This window comes from Corallococcus sp. AB038B (assembly GCF_003668955.1).
Lineage (GTDB): Bacteria > Myxococcota > Myxococcia > Myxococcales > Myxococcaceae > Corallococcus > Corallococcus exiguus.
In genome coordinates this window covers 997,117-1,017,685 of record NZ_RAWO01000002.1, presented here as the reverse complement: position 1 = coordinate 1,017,685, position 20,569 = coordinate 997,117, and the positions used below count along the sequence as shown (strand labels likewise).

The window sequence follows — 20,569 nt, the reverse complement described above, 5'->3', positions numbered from 1 at the left end:
GGCCCAGCCTTCCGCTATCTCGTGGTGATGTCGTCCACACGAACCGACGAAGGACGGCGGCTCCGGAGTCCCAGCTCCACCAGGACCTGCCCCGCTTCCGTCACGGTCTTCTCCAGCTCCGCCGCGGCTTCCTCGAAGCCGGGCGGGGGCTCATCCACGCCCCGTCCAGATGGGGCGCGGCGAGCTGTTACCCATGGGCTTCCCTGGTGGTCTCCGCATTCCCTGTAGTTGAGTCAGTCCATGCGAAAACTCCTCCTCCTCTGCTTGCCGCTGTTTGCCTGTGTGACGACGAAGTCCGTCCCGGTCCCGGCTTCTGCCGACTCCAGCGCGTTGCATCAGGTGAAGCGGGTGAAGGTGGCCGAGGGGGTCGAGCTCGAGCTGCTCGACTTCGGAGGCCAGGGACCCGCGCTCGTCTTCCTGTCGGGCCTGGGCAACACGGGCCACGTGTTCGACACCTTCGCGCCGGAGTTCACCGCGGCCCATCACGTCTACGCCGTCACCCGCCGGGGGTTTGGCTCGTCGAGCTGGCCCGAGCAGGGCTACGACACCGCCACCCTGGGCGAGGACGTCGTCCGGGTGCTGGAGGGGCTGGGAATCGCGAAGGCGTCATTCGTGGGCCACTCCGCCGCCGGGCCAGAGCTCACCTGGGTGGCAACCCATCACCCGGAGCGCGTGGAGAAGGTGGTCTACCTGGACGTGAGGACCAACGGTGACCTGCTGGCGGAGCTCCTTTCGGTCCTGCCCATGCCTCCTCCGAGCGAGCCCGCTCCCGAGGACGTGGCCTCACGCGCCGCGCTCGCCGCCGCGCTCGCGCGTGACGTCGGAGGAGCGTTCCCCGCGCACGAGATCGACGAGGCGAACGAGTTCGATCCGAAGACCGGGCACTACCTGCGCGCCCGCAGGTGGCCGCACGCGGAGGAGCGGGTGATGAAGGGTTTCTCGCAGGTGGACTTCGCGGCCGTGACGGCGGCCGTGCTCTTCCTCTACGTGGATCAGCCTCGGTCCGGGCGGGCGGAGGACCTCCCAGGCTTCTCCCAAATGGACCGTCCCGTGCAGGAGAAGTTGAGGACCCTGAGCGCCAGGGCGCTCCAGCGGGACGCCGAAATGCTGAGCGTGATGAGCATGCCGAACTGGAAGGGCATCAAGCTCGAGCACGCGCGGCACTACGTCTGGCTCACCAACCATGACGAGGTGCTGCGCGAGATGAAGACCTTCCTCGAGACATTTTGAAAGGGCGGCGAAGGCGCGCTGGATGAGCGCATCTCCTGTTTCCACACTTCGAGCAAGCGAACACGTCCAGCGCTTTCCGTCCTGCGTAGCAGCCTGGCGAGAGTCCAATCGTGGTGTGCGCTCCTTCTTCGGCTCCTCCCTCGTCGCGGCAAAGGACGGGCTCTCTTCCTCCGGCTCCGGCCTCGCCCCTGCTTGGGGGAAACGGCTCGCCTGCGCGGTGAAGACCCGGGATGCTACCTGCTGCGCGCCGCCCTTGCCGCCATCGAGAATCCCGGAACCGTCACGCTCCCGGCCAGCTCCGAGTGACGCCACCGCGCCGTGCTTCAATGCCCGGCGGGCTCATCCTCGCCCCGTCCAGACGGGGCGCGGCGAGCTGTTACCTTCCGCCTTCTGCATTCCCTCGACGCGGAAGATGCCCGGGTGATCCAGGAAGGAGGCAAGGCGCACCTGCTCTTCCAGCTTCGCTCGCGCCCGCTTCACGCGCGTCATGAAAGGTTGGAGCAAGGACGCGTGACATCCTACATGGGCCCGCTAGCACCGCAGGCGCACGTGCAGGGGGACTCTCCCTCCTCCGGAGTCCATGTCCGATGTCGAAGGGCGCCCGCCCGGTGGCATGGAGGGTGAGCGGCCGTCCAGGGGGTGATGCGGGCCGGCACCGGAAGGACTGGGGGCGCCTGGGCGTACTAGCGCCTCCATGACCAACACCATTCGACGCGCCTTCGCGGCGCTGCTGACGCTGACGTGTCTCGGGGCGCTGTCCGCCCAGGCCGCCATGGGTGTGCAGGGCCCCGTGCCCCCAGCCTTCCAGAATCGCTTGATGGTGGGCCTCTTCGAGGAGGCCGGCCAGAACTGGATGCGCGACAGCAACGTGCCGTGGGACGCGCGCTACCGCTACTTCACCAAGGGCTGGGCGGACAACTGGGGCTACGGCGCCCGTGACGGCAGCTGGGCGGCCAGCTTCTTCACCGAGTCCAAGGCCCAGGGCTACGTCCCCGTCGTCACCTACTACCAGCTCTTCGGTGAGCCGGGCGGCGGCGAGCAGGAGACGCTCGCGAAGCTGAAGAACGCCTCCACCATGCGCAGCTACTTCGAGGACGTGAAGCTGCTCCTCCAGCGCGCGAAGACGTTCGGCAGCCCCGTCATCCTCCATGTGGAGCCGGACGCGGTCGGCTTCCTCCAGTTCCAGACGGCCTCCAACCCCAACGCTCCCGCGGCCATCGCCTCCTCGGGGATGCCGGAGCTCGCGGGCCTGCCCAACACCGTCGCCGGATGGAGCCTGGCGTTCCTCCAGCTGCGCAAGGCCGTGGGCGCGAACAACGTCGTGCTGGGCCTGCACATCTCCGCGTGGGCCAGCGGCAAGGACATCGCGTTCAACTCGCTCACGGATCCGCTCCAGCCGGAGGTGGACAAGGTCGTCAACTTCCTCAAGCCGATGGGCCTGGGCACCAACGTCACCGGCGCCACCTACGACGTGGTCGTGGGCGATCCGTTGGACCGTGACGCGGACTTCTACCGCCTCACGCAGGGCGCGGATCACACGTGGGACATGAGCGATGCGGCGTCGCTCACGTCGCGCTCGTACAACCGCTACGCGGAGTGGCTGCGCCTCTGGAACCAGACCTCCGGCAAGCGCTGGATGCTGTGGCAGATCCCGGTGGGCAACTCCAACCACCTCAACATCAACAACAGCGGCGGGGCGCGCCAGGGCTACAAGGACAACCGCACCGAGTACTTCTTCGGCACGAGCGGTGACGCGCACCGGCGCAAGTTCGCCAACGTGGGCGTTGTCGCCCTGATGTACGGCGCCGGCGCGGGCGGCCAGAGCTCCTACCAGAACGACCAGGGCACCGACGGCCAGCCGTACCTGAAGCAGCGCGCGGGCACGTTCCTCAACGCGGGCGGACTGAGCCTGCCCGCGGCCGGCACCACGCTTCCGCCCCCGGGCGGCGGCGGATCCTCCGATGGAGGCACCGTGGACGCCGGCACTCCGCCGGTCGACGCGGGCACTCCCGACGGCGGCACGCGTCCGGATGCCGGCACCGACGGCGGCGTGGACGGCGGCACGCGTCCGGATGCCGGCACGGATGGAGGCACCGGCACCTCCGACGCGGGCACCCCGGCCGACCCGTCGAAGTACGGCTTCGAGTCCAACGCGCAGGGCTGGAGCGCCAGCGGCGCCGCGCTGTCCGCCGTGAGCACCACCACGGCCAAGGCCTCCGCGGGCACCCGTTCGCTGGCCGTGCCCTTCAACGGCACCTCCGGCAAGGGCACCGTGGCCGTGGCCAACGCGGCCGTGCCGTCCGGCAAGACAGTGACGTTCCAGCTGTGGCTGCCCACCGGCAGCAAGATCACCGGCGTCCAGCCCTACACCCTGGAAGGCGCCTCCGCGAACTGGCGCTGGACGGGCAACTGGATCGCCGTCAGCAGCCTCAAGGCCGGCGCGTGGAATGCCATCACCGTGAAGCTGCCCTCCGGATCCACCACCCCGCTGTACCAACTGGGCGTGGAGTTCCAGACGACGGGCACGTGGAAGGGCACGGTCTACCTCGACGCCGTCAGCTGGTAGTCCAACGAGTTTCCGGTCCCGCGGGCGCGTGCAACCGCTCGCGGGACCGACGTAGGGTAGCGCCCCCCGTGAGCACCCTGCCCTCCGCCGCCCCCGTTTCCCGCGAGCGCGTGCGCGCCATCGACTGGCTGCGCGGCCTCTCCGTCCTCTTGATGGTCCAGACCCATGCGCTCGTGCTGCTCACCCCCGAGCTGCGCAAGAGCGTGTGGACCGGACGGCTGCTCAAGGTGGACGGACTGGTGGCCCCCGCGTTCATCTTCTCCGCCGGGTTCGCGCTGGCGCTGCTCATGGTGCGCAGCGCCGCCTCGGGCGTGCTGAACGAGCGCGTGCGCCGCAACCTGCGCCGCATCACGGAGGTGTTCGCCGTCGCCGCGCTCGTCAACTGGGTGTGGTTCCCCATCCGCTCCGAGCCCGTGTGGCTGCTGCGCCTGGACATCCTCCATTGCGTGGGGCTGTGCCTGCTGCTCACCCTGCCCATGGCCGCGCTGCTAGCCTCACGTCCGCGAGTGCTCGCGGGCACCGCGTTCGTCCTGGCGATGGTGGCGTTCGCCCTGGCACCCTTCAGCGACTCCGCCGGCGAGCCCTGGGCGTCGTTCCTGCGCAAGTCCAACTGGGCCCCCTTCCCGCTGGTGCCATGGGTGGGCTTCGCGTGGCTGGGCGCCTTCTCAGGCTGCATCGCGGGGGCGTGGGGCCGCAAGGGATTGGCGCGGGCCCTGGGCTTCCTCATCGCGCTGGGGCTGCTGGGGACGCTGATGCCGCGCGTGCTCAACGACCTCTATCCGCCGCACCGCTTCTTCGTCACCAACCCGTCCAACTCCGCCACCCGCTTCATGTGGGTCTGCGCGGTGCTGCTCGTGATGCTGTGGGTGGAGGGACGGATGGCGCCGGACGCGAAGCCGTCACGCGCGCGCCGCTTCCTGGAAGTCTTCGGCACCTCGTCGCTGTCCGCGTACTTCTTCCACGAGATGCTGCTGTACTACCGCGTCTTCGGCGTCTTCTCGTTCCAGAAGCTGTGGGGCGACTCCAGCGGGTGGCTGAAGTTCTCCGGCCTGCTCGCGCTGCTCATCGCGTGCACGTACGTGTTGTGCATCGCGTGGGATCCGGTGGAGCGCGCGGTGAAGAAGGCCTTCGCGCGCGCCGGACAGTGGCTGCTCAGTGCGCCGCGCTGGCTGCGGCCTGTTCGAAGGCGCGGATGATCTCCGGCGGGGCCTGCACCAGCTCGATGAGGACGCCCTCGCCGCTCAGCGGGAACTGATCGCTGGCCTTCGGGTGGATGAAGCACACGTCGAAGCCCGCCGCGCCCTTGCGGATGCCGCCGGGCGTGAAGCGCATGCCCTGCCCTTCCAGCCACTTGACGGCCACCGCCAGGTCGTCCACCCACAGACCCACGTGGTTGAGCGCCGGGTCGTGCACCTTGGGACGGCCGTCGGGATTGACGGGCTGCATCAAGTCCACCTCCACCTTGAAGGGGCCCGCGCCCGCCACGACGATGTCCTCGTCCACGTTCTCCTTCTCGCTGCGGTAGGTGCCGTGGGCCGTCAGGCCCAGCGTGTCCACCCACAGCTTGCGCAGGGCGCCCTTGTCCAGCCCCCCGATGGCGATCTGCTGGATGCCCAGAATCCGGAACGGTCGTGTCGTCTCCATGGCCGGGGACCGTCGCAAAAGGGGTCCCCCCACGCAAGCGCGGCCCACGAATGGACCCGGGAAAAATTCACCGGATAAACCCATTCCGGAGGTCGGCCGTTTCCAGGGGCACGCTGACTTCCTCCCGTCGTCCCGGAGCCGCCCATGTCCCCTTTCTTCTCGAAGCGCCGCGTGTCCTTCGTCAGTGGTGCCCTCCTCTGCGCCAGCCTCGTGAGCGCGTGCTCCTCCCTGGAGCCGGCGCAGGGCGTGTCGGCGCGCAACGAGCTCAAGCCCCAGGCCACGGCGACCACCCGGAGCGCCCCCAAGGACGAGTCCACGGCCCTTGTCGCGCCCCCGTCCCCGCCCCCCTCCACCCCGGCCGCCAAGAAGCGCGGTGACGTCGCCGCCGCGCCCGCGCCGATGATGGCCGAGGAGCGTGAGGCTTCCGATGCCCTGGCCGCGGCGGAGCCGGCCATGCGGCGCGCGGCGCCGGCGAAGGACGCCAAGGCCGCCACCGTGGCCATGGGCGCGCCGGCAGGCGTCATGATGCCTGCCCCGCCGCCGGTCCAGCAGCCCATGGAGAAGGGCAAGATGCAGGCGGTGGATGGCGACAAGGGCGTCGCCGAGGGCGGCAACGTCTTCGAGACCTACAAGGCCAACGCCTTCACCGAGACGGCGAAGGACAACCTGTCCACCTTCGCGGCGGACGTGGACACGGCCTCCTACTCCATGGCGCGGCGCTACCTGCAGCAGGGCCAGCTGCCGCCCACCCACGCGGTGCGCGTGGAGGAGTTCGTCAACTACTTCAAGTACCGCTACACGCCGCCGGACGAAGGCGCCTTCACGGTGCACCTGGAGGGCGCGCCCTCGCCCTTCAACGCGCGCCGCCAGTTCCTGCGCGTGGGTGTGCAGGGCAAGGTCGTCTCCCGCTCGCAGCGCAAGCCCGCGCACCTGGTGTTCCTGGTGGACACCAGCGGCTCCATGGCGTCGTCGGACAAGCTCCCGCTGGCCATCGAGTCCATCAAGGTCGCGGTGAAGAACCTCAATGAGAACGACACCGTGGCGCTCGTCACCTACGCGGGCTCCACGCGGGACGTGCTGGCCCCCACGCCCGCCACGGACGTGAAGAAGATCCACGCGGCGCTGGACACGCTGGTCGCGGGCGGCGGCACGGCCATGGGCTCCGGCATGGAGACGGCCTACAAGCACGCGGTGAAGAAGGCCGCGGGTGGCGTGGTGTCCCGCGTGGTGGTGCTCACGGACGGCGACGCCAACATCGGCCCCAACCTCACCCCCAAGGCCATGCTGTCCAGCATCGAGAAGTACGTGGCCGAGGGCGTCACGCTCACCACGGTGGGCTTCGGCATGGGCAACTACCACGACTCGCTGATGGAGCAGCTGGCCGACAAGGGCAACGGCAACAGCTTCTACGTGGACAGCATGAAGGAGGCGCGCAAGGTCTTCGAGACGCAGCTGACCGGCACGCTGGAGGTCATCGCGAAGGACGTGAAGTTCCAGGTGGAGTTCAACCCCAAGGCCGTCAGCCGCTACCGCCTGATGGGCTACGAGAACCGCGACATCGCGGACAAGGACTTCCGCGACGACAAGGTGGACGCGGGCGAGATTGGCGCGGGCCACACCGTGACGGCGCTCTACGAAGTGGAGCTCACGGGCGAGGCGCAGGACGTGGCCACCGTGCGCATCCGCGCCAAGGCGCCCAACGGCACGGAGGCCAAGGAGCAGGCCTTCCCGCTCACCCGCGCCAACCTGAAGCCGTCCATGGAGGCCGCGTCCAATGACTTCCGCTTCGCCGTCGCCGTGGCCGCCACCGCGGACATCCTCCGCGCCGCGCCCGCCGCCGAGGGCTGGAGCCTGGCCACCACGCAGAAGCTGGCGGAGGGCGCCGTGGCCGGTGACGCCGACCGCACCGAGTTCGTTCGTCTCATCGGCCAGGCCCGCGCGCTGACGACCGCGTCGGCCAGCGGCCACTGAGGGCAGTACCCAGCACGACACACCGGGGAACGCGCAGCAAGGGGGGCTCTGCCCGCCACCGGGGATGCACCGGTGGCGGGCAGGGCTTTTTCAGGGGTGCTTCAGATGGTGCTGATGACTGGCGCCGTGGTGCTGGTGAAGAAGTCGGTGAAGGTCCCGTACCAGTAGGTCCCCGACCGGCCGTTGATCTTGCATGCCTTGGTGCCGGAGACGCTCAGGTTGGTCCCGGTGCTGTTCAGGCCGGCGCTGCCGGTCAGGATGCTGCCCGTCATGTAATCGCAGTAGATGTCCCCGTTGCGCGTGGTGGCGAGCGTCGTGGGGTCCACCGCGCGCACGGCCATGACGGTGGCGGCCGAGCCGCTCCAGCCGTTCTTCATCGTGAAGCCCACCGCGAGCCCCAGGCTGGAGCCGGAGAGGGACACGGTGCCCGGCGCGTTCAGCGGGACGGTCTGGAGCACCACCGACGCGCCCGTCGTCAGGGTGCAGCTGGCGCCACCCGTGCGGGTGAGGACGACATTGTACTGCGGCGGCGAGGTGGTGATCTGCACCGTGGTCGCTTCGTAGTCACAGCCCTGCGAGGACGCCGTGGTCAGCGCCGCACTCTGCTGCGCGAGCTCCGCGCCGTCCTCCTGCTCCGGACCGCCACACGCGGAGAGGGCAAGAGCGGACCCAAGGCACACCACGGACGTCAGTTTGTTCATCATGGGAATTCCTTTCCTTTTTTGGGGAGGGGGAAGGCCCGGACGCTAACAAGCTCGTCTGACAGAACCAAGACACAGAGTCCTGTCTGCCCTTGACGCGGAGCGACGCGTGTATAGTGCGCGGTATGAACCGACCCGCTTCGTTGCAAAATGCGTTGGTGTTGGCCCTGACCTCGCTTGCCTGTGGAGCATGCGGCGACTCTGCCTCGGGCGGAGGCGTGGCCCTGGGATCCGAGCAGAAAGGGATTGCGACCTTCTACGACGCCAACGGGGGCGGCAACTGCAGCTACGACCCGGGCGGCGACCTGATGGTGGCCGCGATGAACCGCGAGCAGTACGACAACAGCGCCGCCTGCGGCCAGTGCGTGGACATCGTGGGGCCCAAGGGCAACGTGCGCGTGCGCATCGTGGACCAGTGCCCGGATTGCGATAAGGGCCACCTGGACCTGTCCCGCGAGGCCTTCGACAAGGTAGCCGAGGCGAAGGACGGTCGGGTGAACATCACCTGGACGCCGGTGTCCTGCGACGTGGCGGGTCCGGTGAAGTACCACTTCAAGGACGGCAGCAACCCCTGGTGGACGGCCATCCAGGTGCGCAACCACCGGCTGCCCATCCAGAAGCTGGAGTGGAAGCGCGACGGTGATTGGAAGGCGCTGAAGCGCGAGAGCTACAACTACTTCGTCACCGACTCAGGCGTGGGCGAGGGCCGCTTCCAGTTGCGCGTCACCGCCACGGGCGGCCAGCAGCTCGTCGACACCGTGGAGAAGGTGCTGGACGACGGCAGCGTGGACGGGGCGGAGCAGTTCGCGCCCCAGAAGTAGGCGCACGCGCCCCGCCGCCCCGTCCGTCACTGCGTCAGCGCATCAGAACGTGAAGACGGACGGGGACGTGGTGCTGGTGAAGAAGTTCACGTAGCTGGCCACGTAGTTGTTCCCCGAGCCCGTCTGGCCGGAGATGGTGCCGCTCTTCGTGCCGGACACGGTGAGCGTCGTCCCGTTGGACGCGATGGACAGGCTGCCCGAGTAGATGGAGCCCGAGCCCAGGAAGATGGACAGGCCCGTGGAGCGGACGATGGCCATCGTGTCCGGAGCCACGTGCCGGAGGCCCAGGGACTGGGGCGAGCTGCCACTGACGCTGGTCTTGTACGTGAAGCTCACGGCCACGCCCAGGTCGTTGGCCGCCAGCGACAGCGTGGGCGAGGTGCCGGTGGAAGAGCCCACCACCACGCTGTCCGCGCCGAAGGCACAGGTGGCATCCGCCGCGCGCGTGACGGTGACGTCATAGATGGGAGGAACGGTTCCCGTCCGCGCCGCGGACGACACCGTGAACGTGCAGCCCTGGGAGGTGCCCGTCACCAGCGCGGACTCCTGGGTGGCGAGGCCGTCCTCCCCCTCCACGCCAGCGCCACACGCAGTGAGGCCCGCGACGGCGCAAAGTGAAACAACAGACTTGATGTTCAGCATGGGAGTGCACTCCAGGGTTGGGGTGGTTGAAGCGCCTCCCGTATAAAATCAAACGTCAGACACTGAAAACATTTCACCCTCAATGCCTGCCACCCAAACCCAGGGGTGCGAAGTCACCCATCAGAACGCGACGATGGACGGCATTGCCCTCCAGGGGTTGGAACCGCTCCAACCCCTTTAAAGGCAAATGCCAGACATGCAAACCTGATTAGCGCCGCAGCATGCCGCGCAGCAGCTCCAGGGCTTCAGTGACGCCCTGCCAGACCTGGAGCGCCTTGATGCCCTCGCCTTCGCCCTGCACGTTGCGGCGGGCGGCGCGCTCCAGGGGCAGCAGCGCGCCCTCCACCAGTTCAATCTGCCGGCTCAGCTCCGCCGGAGACGGACCATTCGCGGCGCGCTGGAGCGACTCCGCCTGGGAAGGCAGGGACACCGACACCGGCCGGTCCGCCAGGGCCGTGATGGCCTTGGAGAGCTGCGCCATGTACGGGCCGAAGTCCGGCGCGGCCGCCTGGGGCATGGGCGCGTTGCGCAGCGTGGGCGCCTCCTCCGCCTGGGTGGCCACGCGCTCCGTGAGGGCCTTGAGCAGCTGCGCCAGGTGCTTGAGGTACGGGGCCAGGTCCGTGGCCGGAGCCTGGGCCACCGGGGCAGCCTGGGGCATGGCCGGGAGCGACACCTGCACCGGGGCGGGCGGCTTCTGGGCGGCCTCGCGGCTGACGCGGGCCACCTCCAGCACGGCCTCGCGCAGGGCCTCCAGGTGCGGGGCCACGGGCGTGTCCTCGCTGGGGACGTTCGCCTGCGCGGCGGCCTGCACCACCGCGTCGCGCACGGCGCCCAGCTGTTCCTCGATGGCGCCCAGCTGTCCGGTGACGCGCGCCACGGGGTCGTCCTCCTTGCCCCCCATGCGCTTCACGCGGGCGAAGCCCTGCTTGATCTCCTCCCAGCGCTTCGCCTTCTCCGGCGTCAGGCGCCCGCGCATCTCCTGGAGCTTGAGCAGGTTCTGCTCCGCCGCGGTGGTGAGCGTCTGGGATTCGCCCTGGTAGTGGTCGTCGATGCGGCGCTCCAGCTCATCGTCCGTCATCGCGGAGACGACCTTCTCCGCCATCTTGCCCATGTTGCGGTAGCTGCCCTGCAGCTTGAACGGAGGCTCCGTGCGGAAGCGCTCGTCCTGCGCGGCGGACGCGATGTACTGGAGGTTCACCTTGAGCAGCACCTGCTGCACGCGGAACAGCCGCTGGAAGACAGCGACAATCTCCTGCAGCTCCGCCGCCGCGTAGCCGTGCTTCAGCTCGCCGGAGGGGACGTCCTCGCCCTTGGCCATCCGGATGAGTCGGTGCACGTCCTGCGGGTCGCGCGTGGCCAGCGGCGCGAGCACCGGGTTGGAGGTGAGCGCGTTCTCCAGGTAGCTGAGCGCGAACAGGTCCTCCTTGCCGTCGAGGATGTCACCCAGGTTGTAGGTGTCCGCGCGGTTCGCGAGCATGTCCGGGATGCGGAAGCGCTCGCCCGTCTCCGTGTACGGGTTGCCGGCCATCACCACGCAGAACTTCTTGCCGCGCAGATCATACGTGCGCGTCTGGCCATTCCAGACACCCTCCACGCGGCGCTGGCCGTCGCACAGGGAGATGAACTTCTGGAGCAGCTCCGGATCCGTGTGCTGGATGTCGTCGAGGTAGAGCATCACGTTGTTGCCCATCTCGAAGGACAGGTTGATGCGCTCCACCTCCTGCCGCGCGGTGGCGTTGGGCGCCTCCGACGGATCCAGCGACTTCACGGAGTGACCCAGCGCCGGCCCGTTCACCTTCACGAAGGTGAGGCCCAGGCGGCTGGCCACGTACTCCATCAGCGTCGTCTTGCCGTAGCCCGGCGGCGACATGAGCAGCAGCATGCCCATGCGGTCCGTGCGCTTGCCCTCGCCCGCCGCGCCCAGCTGCTTGGCCAGGTTCGCGCCGATGAGCGGCAGGTACACCTCGTCGATGAGCCGGTTGCGCACGAAGCTCGTGAGCACCTTGGGCGTCAGCTCCTCCAGCCGCAGCTTGCGCCGCTCGCGGTCCAGCAGGTCGCGCAGGTACGAGCGGTAGGCCACGTAGGCGGGCACGCGCACCTGGCGGAACTCGCCCAGCCGCGCCAGGAACTCATCCAGGCGCAGGGACAGCTTGCGGTCCTGGACACGCGAATGGCTGCCCAGGAGGCCCGTGGCCTCCGTGGCGGTGATGGCGCCCGCCGTCTCGCGGTCCAGCTTGCGCTCGGTGAGGAGCACCACCGCCGTCTCCAGCGCGACGTGGGCCGCGTCACCCGGGCCGCCCTCGCGCTTCGCGAGGAACGCGTCCACCCAGGCGCGAGCGATGCGCAGGCGCTCCGGCAGGTTCTTCTCCAGGCCGCGCAGGTCGTCGTCGAACGCGGTGCGCGAACCGTGGCGGTCCAGGTGCGCGAGGAAGGCATCTTTCAGCGCCAGGGCCTCGCGGCTGGTGGTGAAGCGCGGGCGGTCCACCGCCAGCTCCTCCACGAGGTAGCGACCCGCCTGCCGGCCCTCCGCGGGCGACGCCGCGAGGCCGTGGCCCTGGAGGAACGAGAGCACGCGCTCGCCCAGCTCGTCACCCAGCGCCACCAGGTCCGAGCCGATGTCGAACGCCTGCCGCAGCCGCGCGAGGCTGCGCGCGCGCCGGTGGAACACGCCCCGGAGCGTGTCGTCCGGGTCGAACGCCCAGTACAGCGCGGCCCAGGCGCGAGGCACCGGGGCGAAGCGCAGCAGGCCCGCGCCCTGGTGCAGCGCGAGCAGCTTCTCCAGGAGCGCCGTCGCGTCCGAGTCGTGCACTCCGCGCTCGTAGCCCTCGTCGAAGCGGTCCGCCGCGTACGCGCGCACGCGCTCCATCAACTGCCCCTGCGCGCCGGCCTCGTACAACGCCGTGAGCGTGAGGCCGCCCTTCCCCTCCTCCGCGTCCATCAGCAGGCCCGCGGCCAGGTACTCCGCGCGGTACACGTCGCGCGTCTCGGAGACCAGGTGCTGATCCCAGAGCTCGCGGTACTTCAGCAGCTCCGGGTCCTCCAGCTTCTGGGTGTAGTCGGAGCCGGTGAGCTGGAGGTACAGCGCGCCGTCGCGAGGGACGAGCGTCAGCTCCAGCGGCTGCGTGTTGACGTGGAAGCGATAGGGCCCCAGCTTGATGAGGCCTTCGCCGCCCTCGAACAGGTCCTGCTTGTCGCGCAGGGCGCGCAGGGCGTCCTGCTTCGCGGACTTCACGCGCGACAGCACTTCGTCCGCGCGCACGCTGTCCTGGAGCGCCAGCAGCTGTTCCGCCAGCTGCCGCAGCTTGAGGATCATCGCGTCGGACGCGAAGTAGGCGTTGAGCTCGTCGTCCGCCTTGAACGACTTCGCCCGGCGCTGCACGCCCTGGAGGATGCGCTCCGCCGCGCCAAAGAGGCCCGAGGCCCGGCGCTGACGCTCGTCCACCAGCGCCTGCTTGCGCGCGCCGAAGGCCTCCAGCAGCTCCTCGCGCTTCTGGGTGATCTGCCCCAGGAACTCGTCGAACTCGCCGAAGCGGCCCTCCAGCTCCTCCAGGAGCACGGTGAGCTTGGAGAGCGCCTCGTCGCACTTCTCCGGCGAGTCCGCCTGCGACAGCGCGTTCTCGATGCTCTGCCCCAGCAGCTTGAACTGCGCGCCGAACTCCGCGCGCTTCTCCTTGCCGGACAGCTCCTTGCGCTTCGCCTGGAGCCCCGCGCGCACGCGATTCAACCGGCTGAACAGCTCGGAGATGCCCTCGAGGATCTTGGCCCGGGCCAGCGGGTCGCCCACCTGAAGCCCGCCCACCACCTCACCCAGCACCTCCAGGCCCTGGCTGGTGCGATCCACGTCCTCGGCCAGCGGGGCCAGCTCGGCCGTCGTCGTCAGCGGCTCCAGCCGCTCCAGCAGCCCGTCCAGCCGCGAGGCCAGGGGCTGGAGCGCTTCACCCTTCTGGAGGAAGTCCACGCACGCGGTGCTCACCGCGTCGGACGCGGCCACCACCGCCTGCTCCAGGGCGTCCACGCGCCCCAGGTCCATGTAGCGGACGTCCTTCAAGGTGATGAGGTGCCCGCGGTGCCGGCGCAGGTCCGCCAGCGCGCGCATGAAGCCCTCGGCATCCGTGAGCCCCTCCGGCTGCGCGTTGAGCAGCAGCGTCTCCTGCGCCTGAAGCGCCTGCGCGAGCGACTCCTCCGCGCGCTTGCGCATCGCGAGGACCTTCTCGAACTCATCGATGATGAGCTCGGAGGTGCGGCGCAGCAGCTCGATGGGCGCCTGGAGCCCCACTTCCGCGTGGGAGAGCCAGTAGTACGCGTCCAGGGCACGCGTGGCCGCGGAGACCAGGTCCTCGTAGGTGCGGCGCGTGGGCTTGTCCGTCTTCGCCACGCGCGGCAGCGTCAGGGCGTCACTGATGCCGCGCACCAGCTCCGCGTTGCCCACCTTGCCCAGGTAGCCCGGCGCGGGGGGCACCTTCGCCGCGTGCTCGTCCGAGACGAACGGCGTCTGCCACACCTGCATGGGGTGCACGCGCGTGGGCTCCTGCGACGTGGCGCGGAACACCACCAGCCCACCGTCCGCGAAGAGGCTCATTCCGTTCGCCTGCAGCGGCGTCTGCACCTCCTTGCGCACCAGGTTGTACGGGAAGAGCACATACGCGCCCTCGTCCCGGCGGTGGAAGACGTAGAGCACGTCCTCACCGTTGGGCGAGCGCACCGCCTGGTGGAACTCCATCCCCTCCGACGCGCCGTCGAAGACCTTGTAGTCGCCCGTCTGGAGGTAGTAGCCGCCCGGGAAGACGATGCCCTGGTCCTCCGGCAGCCGCACACAGGACTGGCCAATGGCGTCGATGCGCACCACGTGCTGGGTGCGCGAGTTGAAGACGAGGTAGCGGTACGCCTTCTCCCGGAACGGCAGGATGCGCAGGAGGATGAGCCCGCCCACCTGCGTCCAGGCGAACTCCGCGTCGTCCAGCGACTGGTCCGGGTCGTCCACCGGCTCGCTGTAGATGCCCAGGCCGGTGGCGGTGTTGTCCTCCACCTTCACGGTGAGGTCGCCCTTCACCGTCTCCACGAAGACCTGATCCAACACGTTGACGTGCGGGTGCTGGCCCAGCACGTACTGCTCGCGCGTGGCCACCGTCCACTCGAAGTCGTGTGACGGCGGGTAGACGTGGTCGCGCTCACCCTGGTTGTCCACGTAGGTGGCGTGACCCTCCACGTCCACGTTGAAGCGGAAGACCTTGAGGTCGCGCGCGGACAGGCCCGTCTGGAACACCGCGAGCAGGCGCGAGTCCCGCCGCCGCAGCTGCAGCAGCTTCGCGTCCTTGTAGTACTTGTACAGCTCGCCGAAGTCCTTCACGAACCGGGGGTCCGCGAGGAAGCCGCCGGCCTCCGTAGGAGGCACGGCGGACAAGTCGAAGCCCTCGGCCGTCTTCTCGAAGCGGTGCAGCGAGAAGACGTCCGAGATGTTCGTCTCCTTCTTCAGGCCGATGAAGACGTTGTAGCCGAAGAGGAGGTACTTCCCGACGCTGACGATGTCGCGGGGGACGCAGTTGTTCTCCGTGCGTACCCGCTCGTTGCCAATGACGGTGAGCTCCGTGCCACCGAACAGCGCCTTGCGCCGCCCGTTGAGGTCGTTCGCCTGGGTCGCCAGCGCGTCCGCCTGGGAGACGAGGCGCGCACGGATGACCTCGTAGCTGCCGCCCTCCAGCGTCGCCTCGCCCCCGGGCACCTGGGTGCCCGGGGTCTTGGTGCTGTCAGTTGCCATGGATGTTCACCGAAGAAGGGATTGCGATTGGCGGGAGGCTTCAGCCCTGCTGCTTCTGCGCGAGGGCCGCGGCTTCCGACTGCACCAGCGCCTTGATGCCAGCGGCGGTGGACTCCGTGGGGCTCACCGACATGCGGTTGAGCAGCGCCGCGACGGCCAGGTTCTGCGCGTCGTTGCTGAGGCCCGGCTTGGAGAGGATCTCCTTCAGGTCCGCCGGCAGGTCCTTCTCACCGTTGAGGTAGCCACCGAGCGTCTTCTTCAGGGCCTCGCCGTGGTCCAGCGCGCCGTCCACCGAGCTGCCGAAGGACACGGCCTTGATGAAGTTCTCGAAGAACTTCCCGTCGCCACCGACGATCTGGAACTTCGCGTTGCTGAACGCCTGGCCGAGCACGCTGGCCTGGGCCTGCGCGATGTCCTTGCGCACGTTGATGGCGGCCAGCTCCACGTCGCGCTCCTTGTTGAGGCGCAGGCGGTACTCCTCGTGCTCGCGGCCCACACCGTCCAGGGCCTTCATCGCAGTGGCCTTCTCCGACAGGCCCCGGGCCTCGGCCATCAGCTTCTCCTGGATTGCGGCGGCCTCGGCGAGCAGCTTCTCGCGCGTGGCGAACGCCTCGGCCTCGCCGCGCTTGTGGATGGCGCTCGCTTCCGCCTCCTGCACGCGGGCATTCGCCAGGCCCTTCTGCTCCGCGCCAGCGGCCTCGGCGAGCAGCTTCTCGCGCACCGCGGACGCCTGCGCCTGGCCCTGCTTCTCGATGACGGAGGCCTCGGCCTCCTTCACGCGCACCTGCGCCATGCCCAGCTTCTCCGTGGCGACCGCGTCCGCCTCACGCACGCGCACGCTGGCCAGGCCCGCCGCGGCGGACTCGGCCTGGATGCCCTCGGCCATCCGCATCTTCGCCTTGGCCTGCTTGTCCGCGGCCTCCAGGTCGGCCTCGGCCAGGGTCAGCTTCTCCTTGGCGAGGAACACGGCGATCTTCGCGCTCGCGTCCGCGGCCTGGATGTCCTTCACGGACGCCTCTTCGGCGTGCGCCTGGGCGGTGATGATGATCGCGTCCTTGGTGCGCTTGGCATCAGACGTCACGCGCAGGTCCTTGATGTTCTCCTCTTCCTGGGCGACGGTCTTCTCCACCGCGATGCGGGCGCGGACGACGTCGGCGATGGCCTTCTTCTCCGTCTCCAGCGCCTTCTCCTTCGCGATGCGCTGCAGCTCCGTCTCACGCTCGCGGTTGATGGCCTCCAGGGCGCGGTCCTTCTCCACGCGCTCGGTCTCCACACCCACCACGCGCTCGCGGTTCTTCTGGGCCACCTGCACCTGGCGCTGCTTGTTCTCCTCGTTGATGGCGATCTCTTCTTCCGCCTTGATGCGCGCCAGCTGCGCCTTGGCGAACTCCTCGCTCTTCACGCGGTCGGCCTCGGCCGTCTCACGCGCCTGGATGATGTCGATCTCGCGGCGCTGCTTGGCGGCCGCCTCCTCGCGCTGACGCTCAAGGGCGAAGATGGCCTCGTCGGCTTCCACGTTGCGCTTGGTCACCGCCATGCGCTCGGACTGGCGCAGCTCGTTGGTGAAGACGTTCTGCTCGGTGGTGAGCTGGGTGATCTTCCGGATGCCCTGGGCGTCCAGGATGTTGTCCTTGTCGAGCATCTCCACCGGGGTCTGCTCGAGGAAGTCGATGGCGCAGTCCTCCAGCATGTAGCCGTTGAGGTCGCGGCCGATGGTCTCGACGACCTTGTCCTTGATCTCGTCGCGCTTGGTGTAGAGCTGCTCGAAGTTGAAGGACTTGCCCACCGTCTTGAGGGCCTCGGAGAACTTGGCCTCGAAGAGGTTCTCCAGCGTCTCCTGATCCGACGCGCGCGCGCAGCCGATGGACTGGGCCACCTTGAGCACGTCTTCACGCGTCTTGTTCACGCGCACGAAGAAGGTGACCTTGATGTCCGCGCGGATGTTGTCCTGGCAGATGAGGCCTTCCTTGCCGCGGCGGTCGATTTCAACCGTCTTCAGCGAGATGTCCATCACCTCCGCGCGGTGCACGATGGGCAGCACCACGGAGCCGGTGAAGGTGACCGTGGGCTCGGTCTTCAGCGTGTTGACGATGAGCACCTTGCCCTGATCCACCTGGCGGTAGAACTTGGCCACGCTCGCGAAGATGCCGAAGAAGATGACGATTGCGACGCCGCTGATTGCCGCGATGCTGATGAGGTCCATGGCCTATCCTGAGAAGTCCGTTGGGCGGGCCTTGTTCCAAGCACTCGGGGTCCCCCGCGAAAGCCACCCGGTACCGATTGTCGCGCCCGTCCGGAGGAGCCCGGAGGACGCCAATATTCATCGCTGGGCGCGGGCTCGCGCGATGGCCGCTGCCTTCAGCGGATCCCGCAGCTGCTCCATTTCCTGGGGCATGAGCCAGTCCACCGGCTCCACCTCGTACACGCCTCGCTCCGCGTCGTAGCCGAGGATCAACGCCGGCTGCCCGCGCTTGAGCTCATTGGGCTTGTCACAGAAGACGTTGAGGATGAGGCCCGCGGCCCCATCCTCGAAGGTGGCGTGGCCATCCTTCGCGGTCACGCTGCCGCTGGAGATGGTGCACACGCGGCCCATCAGCGCATCGCGGCCCGGAGCGCGCTTGGCGATGAAGATGGGGCGCAGCGGCCGCACCGCGATCCCGCTCGCCACCGTGGCCACCACCGTGCAGACGAGGCCCAGGCCCGTGCTCACCAGCCACGAGGGCAGCATGGAGAGCGCCGAGTGCGTGGCCTGGACGCCGAGCAGCGACAGCGACCAGGAGAGGAACACCACCAGGCTCACCGACACGGTGACGGGGATGCCCCCGAAGCCCAGCGCCGCGAGCAGGCCGGTGGCGGCCTCCGCGTCGTGCAGGTGCGAGTGCCCCGCGTGGCCGACGTCATGGCCCCCGAGGGCCTTCGCGCCCCCTTCGAGGATCCCGGAGGTGGCCTTGGCGCCGCCCTCGAACGCGCCGCCCATCGCCTTGGCGCCGCCCTCCAGGGCCGAGTCGCCATCCAGCATGTCGATGCCGGCCGCGCCGATGATCACGCACAGCCAGTACGCCAGCACCACTCCCAGGAGGATGGTGAAGATCGCGGTCGGGAACGCCAGGAGGGCGTCGAGGAAGGTTGTCATGCCTCGGGAATAAAATGAGAGGTGGGAGTCGCAACGAACTCTAAACGACTGCATCCCCATCCGAAAATGCCGCCCGGGGCTTTTCTGCCCGCCTGCTCCCCCTCCCGACAGGGGGCAACCGGATTGCCGCCCCGGCGTGGGCTGCGCACTACAGGGAGGCGATGCCCTCCCAAGCCACCGTCTCAGAATCCGAGCGCGTCCCACGAGCGAGCCACCAGGGAATGACCCAGCTGGAGCGGCTGCGGCAGGACGGCCACCGTCGGCTGGGGTCGATGAAGCGAGGCTTCCGCTACGTGGACGCGCGGGGCCGGGCCGTCTCACACTCAGAGCGCGAGCGCATTGACACACTGAGGCTGCCGCCCGCCTGGACGGACGTGGCCATCTCGCCCAAGGCCTCCGCGCGGCTTCAAGCGGTAGGCAGGGACGGCGCGGGCCGCTGGCAGTACCGCTACAGCGAGGCGCACACGCAGAAGCAACGGGATGCGAAGTACCAGCGCATCGTGGGCTTCGCGCAGGCGCTGCCGAAGATGCGTCGCCAGGTGAGCAAGGATTTGCGCAAGCGGGGCCTGGGCCGGGATCGGGTGCTCGCGGGGATGCTGCGCATCCTGGGCACCTGCTTCATCCGTCCGGGCAGCGAGCGCTACGCGGAGGAGCACGGCAGCTTCGGGCTGGCCACGCTGCGAGCGCGGCACGTGAAGGTGCATGGCGACACGGTGGTGTTCGACTACCCGGGCAAGTCCGGCGTGCGGCAGCACCGCGAGCTGAAGGACCGGCGCGTGGCGACGCTCGTGCGGCAGTTGTTGAAGGTGCCCGGGCGAGACGTCTTCAAGTTCGTGCTCGACGACGGCGCGGTGCTGGACGTGAGGCGCCGGCACATCAACGAATACATCCAGCAGGTGATGGGCCCGGGCTACAGCGCGAAGGACTTCCGCACCTGGGCGGGCACGCTCATCTGCGCCTGCGCGCTGGCGAGGGCTCGCGATCGCGTGAAGGAGGAAGGCGACAGCGGCCCGGTGAAGAAGACCGTGCTCAAGAAGAGCATGGTGGCCGCGGTGCGCGAGGCCTCCGAGCAGTTGGGCAACACGCCCGCGGTGGCGAAGGCGTCGTACATCTACCCGTCCGTGCTCGTCCTGTTCGAGCGAGGCCAGGTGGTTGACCGCTACTTCCGGTCCGTGGACGAGCTGGCGGCGAACTCGGGCGAAGGCATGCACTGCTCGGAGAAGGCGCTGTTGCACATGCTGGGCAAGACGAAGCTCAGCGCGAAGCAGGCGTCCCTGTAGCGCAGGGCTCGGCCGGGAAGGAGGCGGGCGGTGGCGGTTCCCCTCTCGCGCGCATTGGGAAGGCGCTAGCGTCCGGTCCGTGCCCGAGTACGTCACCCACCGCGACGCCCTGCCCCGCGCCGAGCTGGAGTCCCTGGGGGATGCCCTGCTCGGCTCCCGCTTCGTCGCGCGCAGTCCGTTGATGGGCACATTCCGCGCGAGCCGCGGCTTCGCGTTCATCTTCACGCGCGAGGGCCGCGCGACGCTGGAGGCCCGCTTCCCGTTCCTGTCCGTCTACCTGCGCCGCATCCTCGACGACGACAGCGCGCGCGGGCTGCTGCCGTGGACGCAGCGTTGGTTCGGAGGCCGCGACACACGTCCGCGCCCCAATGCGTTCTATCTGAACCTGCTGCTGCTGGACGCGGGCACACCGGTGGGACGGCACATCGACGCGACGTTGCAGGAACCGAGCGGAGTCCCGGACGCGACGCCCGAACACGTGAGCGTCCTGTACCTGCGGGTTCCGAAAGGCGCGCAGGGAGGCGCGCTGCGGCTGCTGCGAGACAATCAGCTCCAGGGCGAAGTGCGGCCCCGGCCGGGTCTGCTGGTCCACTTCCGGGGCAACCTCCAGCACGAGGTCGAGCCCTTCACCAGAGGTCCGGAAGGCGCCCTGCGCGCGAGCCTCGTCTGCGAGCAATATGCCTTCGCGGACGACGTGCTGCCCCGGCTCCCGGTGTTCCGCATCCAGTCCAAGGCGGGCTTCTCCGCCTACCTGGAGGCCCAGCGCGAGCGCGACGGCGCGGCCCCTTCCGTGGGAACGCTGGAGGAGTGAGCGCCCGCTGGTGCC

Annotated in this window: 15 protein-coding genes; 7 read left to right on the top strand and 8 right to left on the bottom strand. The window is 69.0% G+C overall.

Going from position 1 to position 20,569, the window contains the following annotated elements; all coding sequences use genetic code 11:
* Positions 1-14 precede the first annotated feature (14 nt).
* Positions 15-158, bottom strand: coding sequence for a hypothetical protein (locus D7Y04_RS44455; protein WP_158627524.1), 144 nt, complete (start codon positions 156-158; stop codon positions 15-17).
* Between the two features lie 82 nt (positions 159-240).
* Here D7Y04_RS44455 and D7Y04_RS15235 point away from each other — a divergent pair, with 82 nt between their 5' ends.
* Positions 241-1,230, top strand: a complete 990-nt coding sequence (locus D7Y04_RS15235; protein ID WP_211486759.1) for an alpha/beta fold hydrolase — start codon at positions 241-243, stop codon at positions 1,228-1,230.
* Positions 1,231-1,569: 339 nt separating this feature from the next.
* Here D7Y04_RS15235 and D7Y04_RS44450 read toward each other — a convergent pair whose 3' ends face one another.
* Complete coding sequence (locus D7Y04_RS44450) at positions 1,570-1,734, bottom strand: hypothetical protein (RefSeq protein WP_158627523.1); 165 nt, start codon at positions 1,732-1,734, stop codon at positions 1,570-1,572.
* Between the two features lie 190 nt (positions 1,735-1,924).
* On the opposite strand from D7Y04_RS44450, the gene D7Y04_RS15230 reads away from it, so the two are divergent.
* On the top strand, positions 1,925-3,796 hold the full coding sequence (locus D7Y04_RS15230) for a hypothetical protein (RefSeq protein WP_121759778.1): 1,872 nt from the start codon (positions 1,925-1,927) through the stop codon (positions 3,794-3,796).
* A 68-nt stretch (positions 3,797-3,864) separates the two neighbouring features.
* The gene (locus tag D7Y04_RS15225) at positions 3,865-4,992 is read left to right on the top strand and encodes a heparan-alpha-glucosaminide N-acetyltransferase domain-containing protein (RefSeq protein ID WP_120597479.1); all 1,128 of its coding nucleotides are present in this window, start codon (positions 3,865-3,867) and stop codon (positions 4,990-4,992) included.
* On the opposite strand, the gene D7Y04_RS15220 is transcribed toward D7Y04_RS15225, so the two are convergent.
* Positions 4,949-5,440: a VOC family protein gene (locus D7Y04_RS15220; RefSeq protein ID WP_014397268.1), complete on the bottom strand. Its 492-nt coding sequence runs from the start codon at positions 5,438-5,440 to the stop codon at positions 4,949-4,951. The genes D7Y04_RS15225 and D7Y04_RS15220 overlap by 44 nt on opposite strands.
* A 144-nt stretch (positions 5,441-5,584) precedes the next feature.
* Here D7Y04_RS15220 and D7Y04_RS15215 point away from each other — a divergent pair, with 144 nt between their 5' ends.
* Complete coding sequence (locus tag D7Y04_RS15215) at positions 5,585-7,411, top strand: von Willebrand factor type A domain-containing protein (protein WP_121759777.1); 1,827 nt, start codon at positions 5,585-5,587, stop codon at positions 7,409-7,411.
* Between the two features lie 101 nt (positions 7,412-7,512).
* On the opposite strand, the gene D7Y04_RS44445 is transcribed toward D7Y04_RS15215, so the two are convergent.
* Entirely contained in the window at positions 7,513-8,115 is a 603-nt protein-coding gene (locus D7Y04_RS44445) for a hypothetical protein (protein WP_158620773.1), read from the bottom strand.
* A 215-nt stretch (positions 8,116-8,330) separates the two neighbouring features.
* On the opposite strand from D7Y04_RS44445, the gene D7Y04_RS15205 reads away from it, so the two are divergent.
* Positions 8,331-8,933, top strand: coding sequence for an expansin EXLX1 family cellulose-binding protein (locus D7Y04_RS15205; protein ID WP_120598443.1), 603 nt, complete (start codon positions 8,331-8,333; stop codon positions 8,931-8,933).
* Positions 8,934-8,975: 42 nt separating this feature from the next.
* Here the strand turns inward: D7Y04_RS15205 and D7Y04_RS15200 are convergent, their stop codons facing one another.
* From D7Y04_RS15200 to D7Y04_RS15185, 4 genes are all read right to left on the bottom strand, one after another.
* Positions 8,976-9,575 carry a hypothetical protein gene (locus D7Y04_RS15200; RefSeq protein ID WP_120598442.1) on the bottom strand — a complete coding sequence of 200 codons (600 nt, stop codon included), beginning with the start codon at positions 9,573-9,575 and terminating at the stop codon, positions 8,976-8,978.
* A 208-nt stretch (positions 9,576-9,783) separates the two neighbouring features.
* Positions 9,784-15,330 (bottom strand): DNA repair ATPase, encoded by a 5,547-nt coding sequence (locus tag D7Y04_RS15195; protein WP_121759776.1) that lies wholly within the window; start codon positions 15,328-15,330, stop codon positions 9,784-9,786.
* A 40-nt stretch (positions 15,331-15,370) separates the two neighbouring features.
* Positions 15,371-17,533 (bottom strand): hypothetical protein, encoded by a 2,163-nt coding sequence (locus tag D7Y04_RS15190; protein WP_120598439.1) that lies wholly within the window; start codon positions 17,531-17,533, stop codon positions 15,371-15,373.
* A gap of 117 nt (positions 17,534-17,650) precedes the next feature.
* Positions 17,651-18,463: a hypothetical protein gene (locus D7Y04_RS15185; protein WP_120598438.1), complete on the bottom strand. Its 813-nt coding sequence runs from the start codon at positions 18,461-18,463 to the stop codon at positions 17,651-17,653.
* Between the two features lie 221 nt (positions 18,464-18,684).
* Here D7Y04_RS15185 and D7Y04_RS15180 point away from each other — a divergent pair, with 221 nt between their 5' ends.
* Positions 18,685-19,743, top strand: a complete 1,059-nt coding sequence (locus D7Y04_RS15180) for a DNA topoisomerase IB (protein ID WP_120598437.1) — start codon at positions 18,685-18,687, stop codon at positions 19,741-19,743.
* Positions 19,744-19,822: 79 nt separating this feature from the next.
* Positions 19,823-20,554 carry a 2OG-Fe(II) oxygenase gene (locus D7Y04_RS15175; protein ID WP_120598436.1) on the top strand — a complete coding sequence of 244 codons (732 nt, stop codon included), beginning with the start codon at positions 19,823-19,825 and terminating at the stop codon, positions 20,552-20,554.
* Positions 20,555-20,569 lie beyond the last annotated feature (15 nt).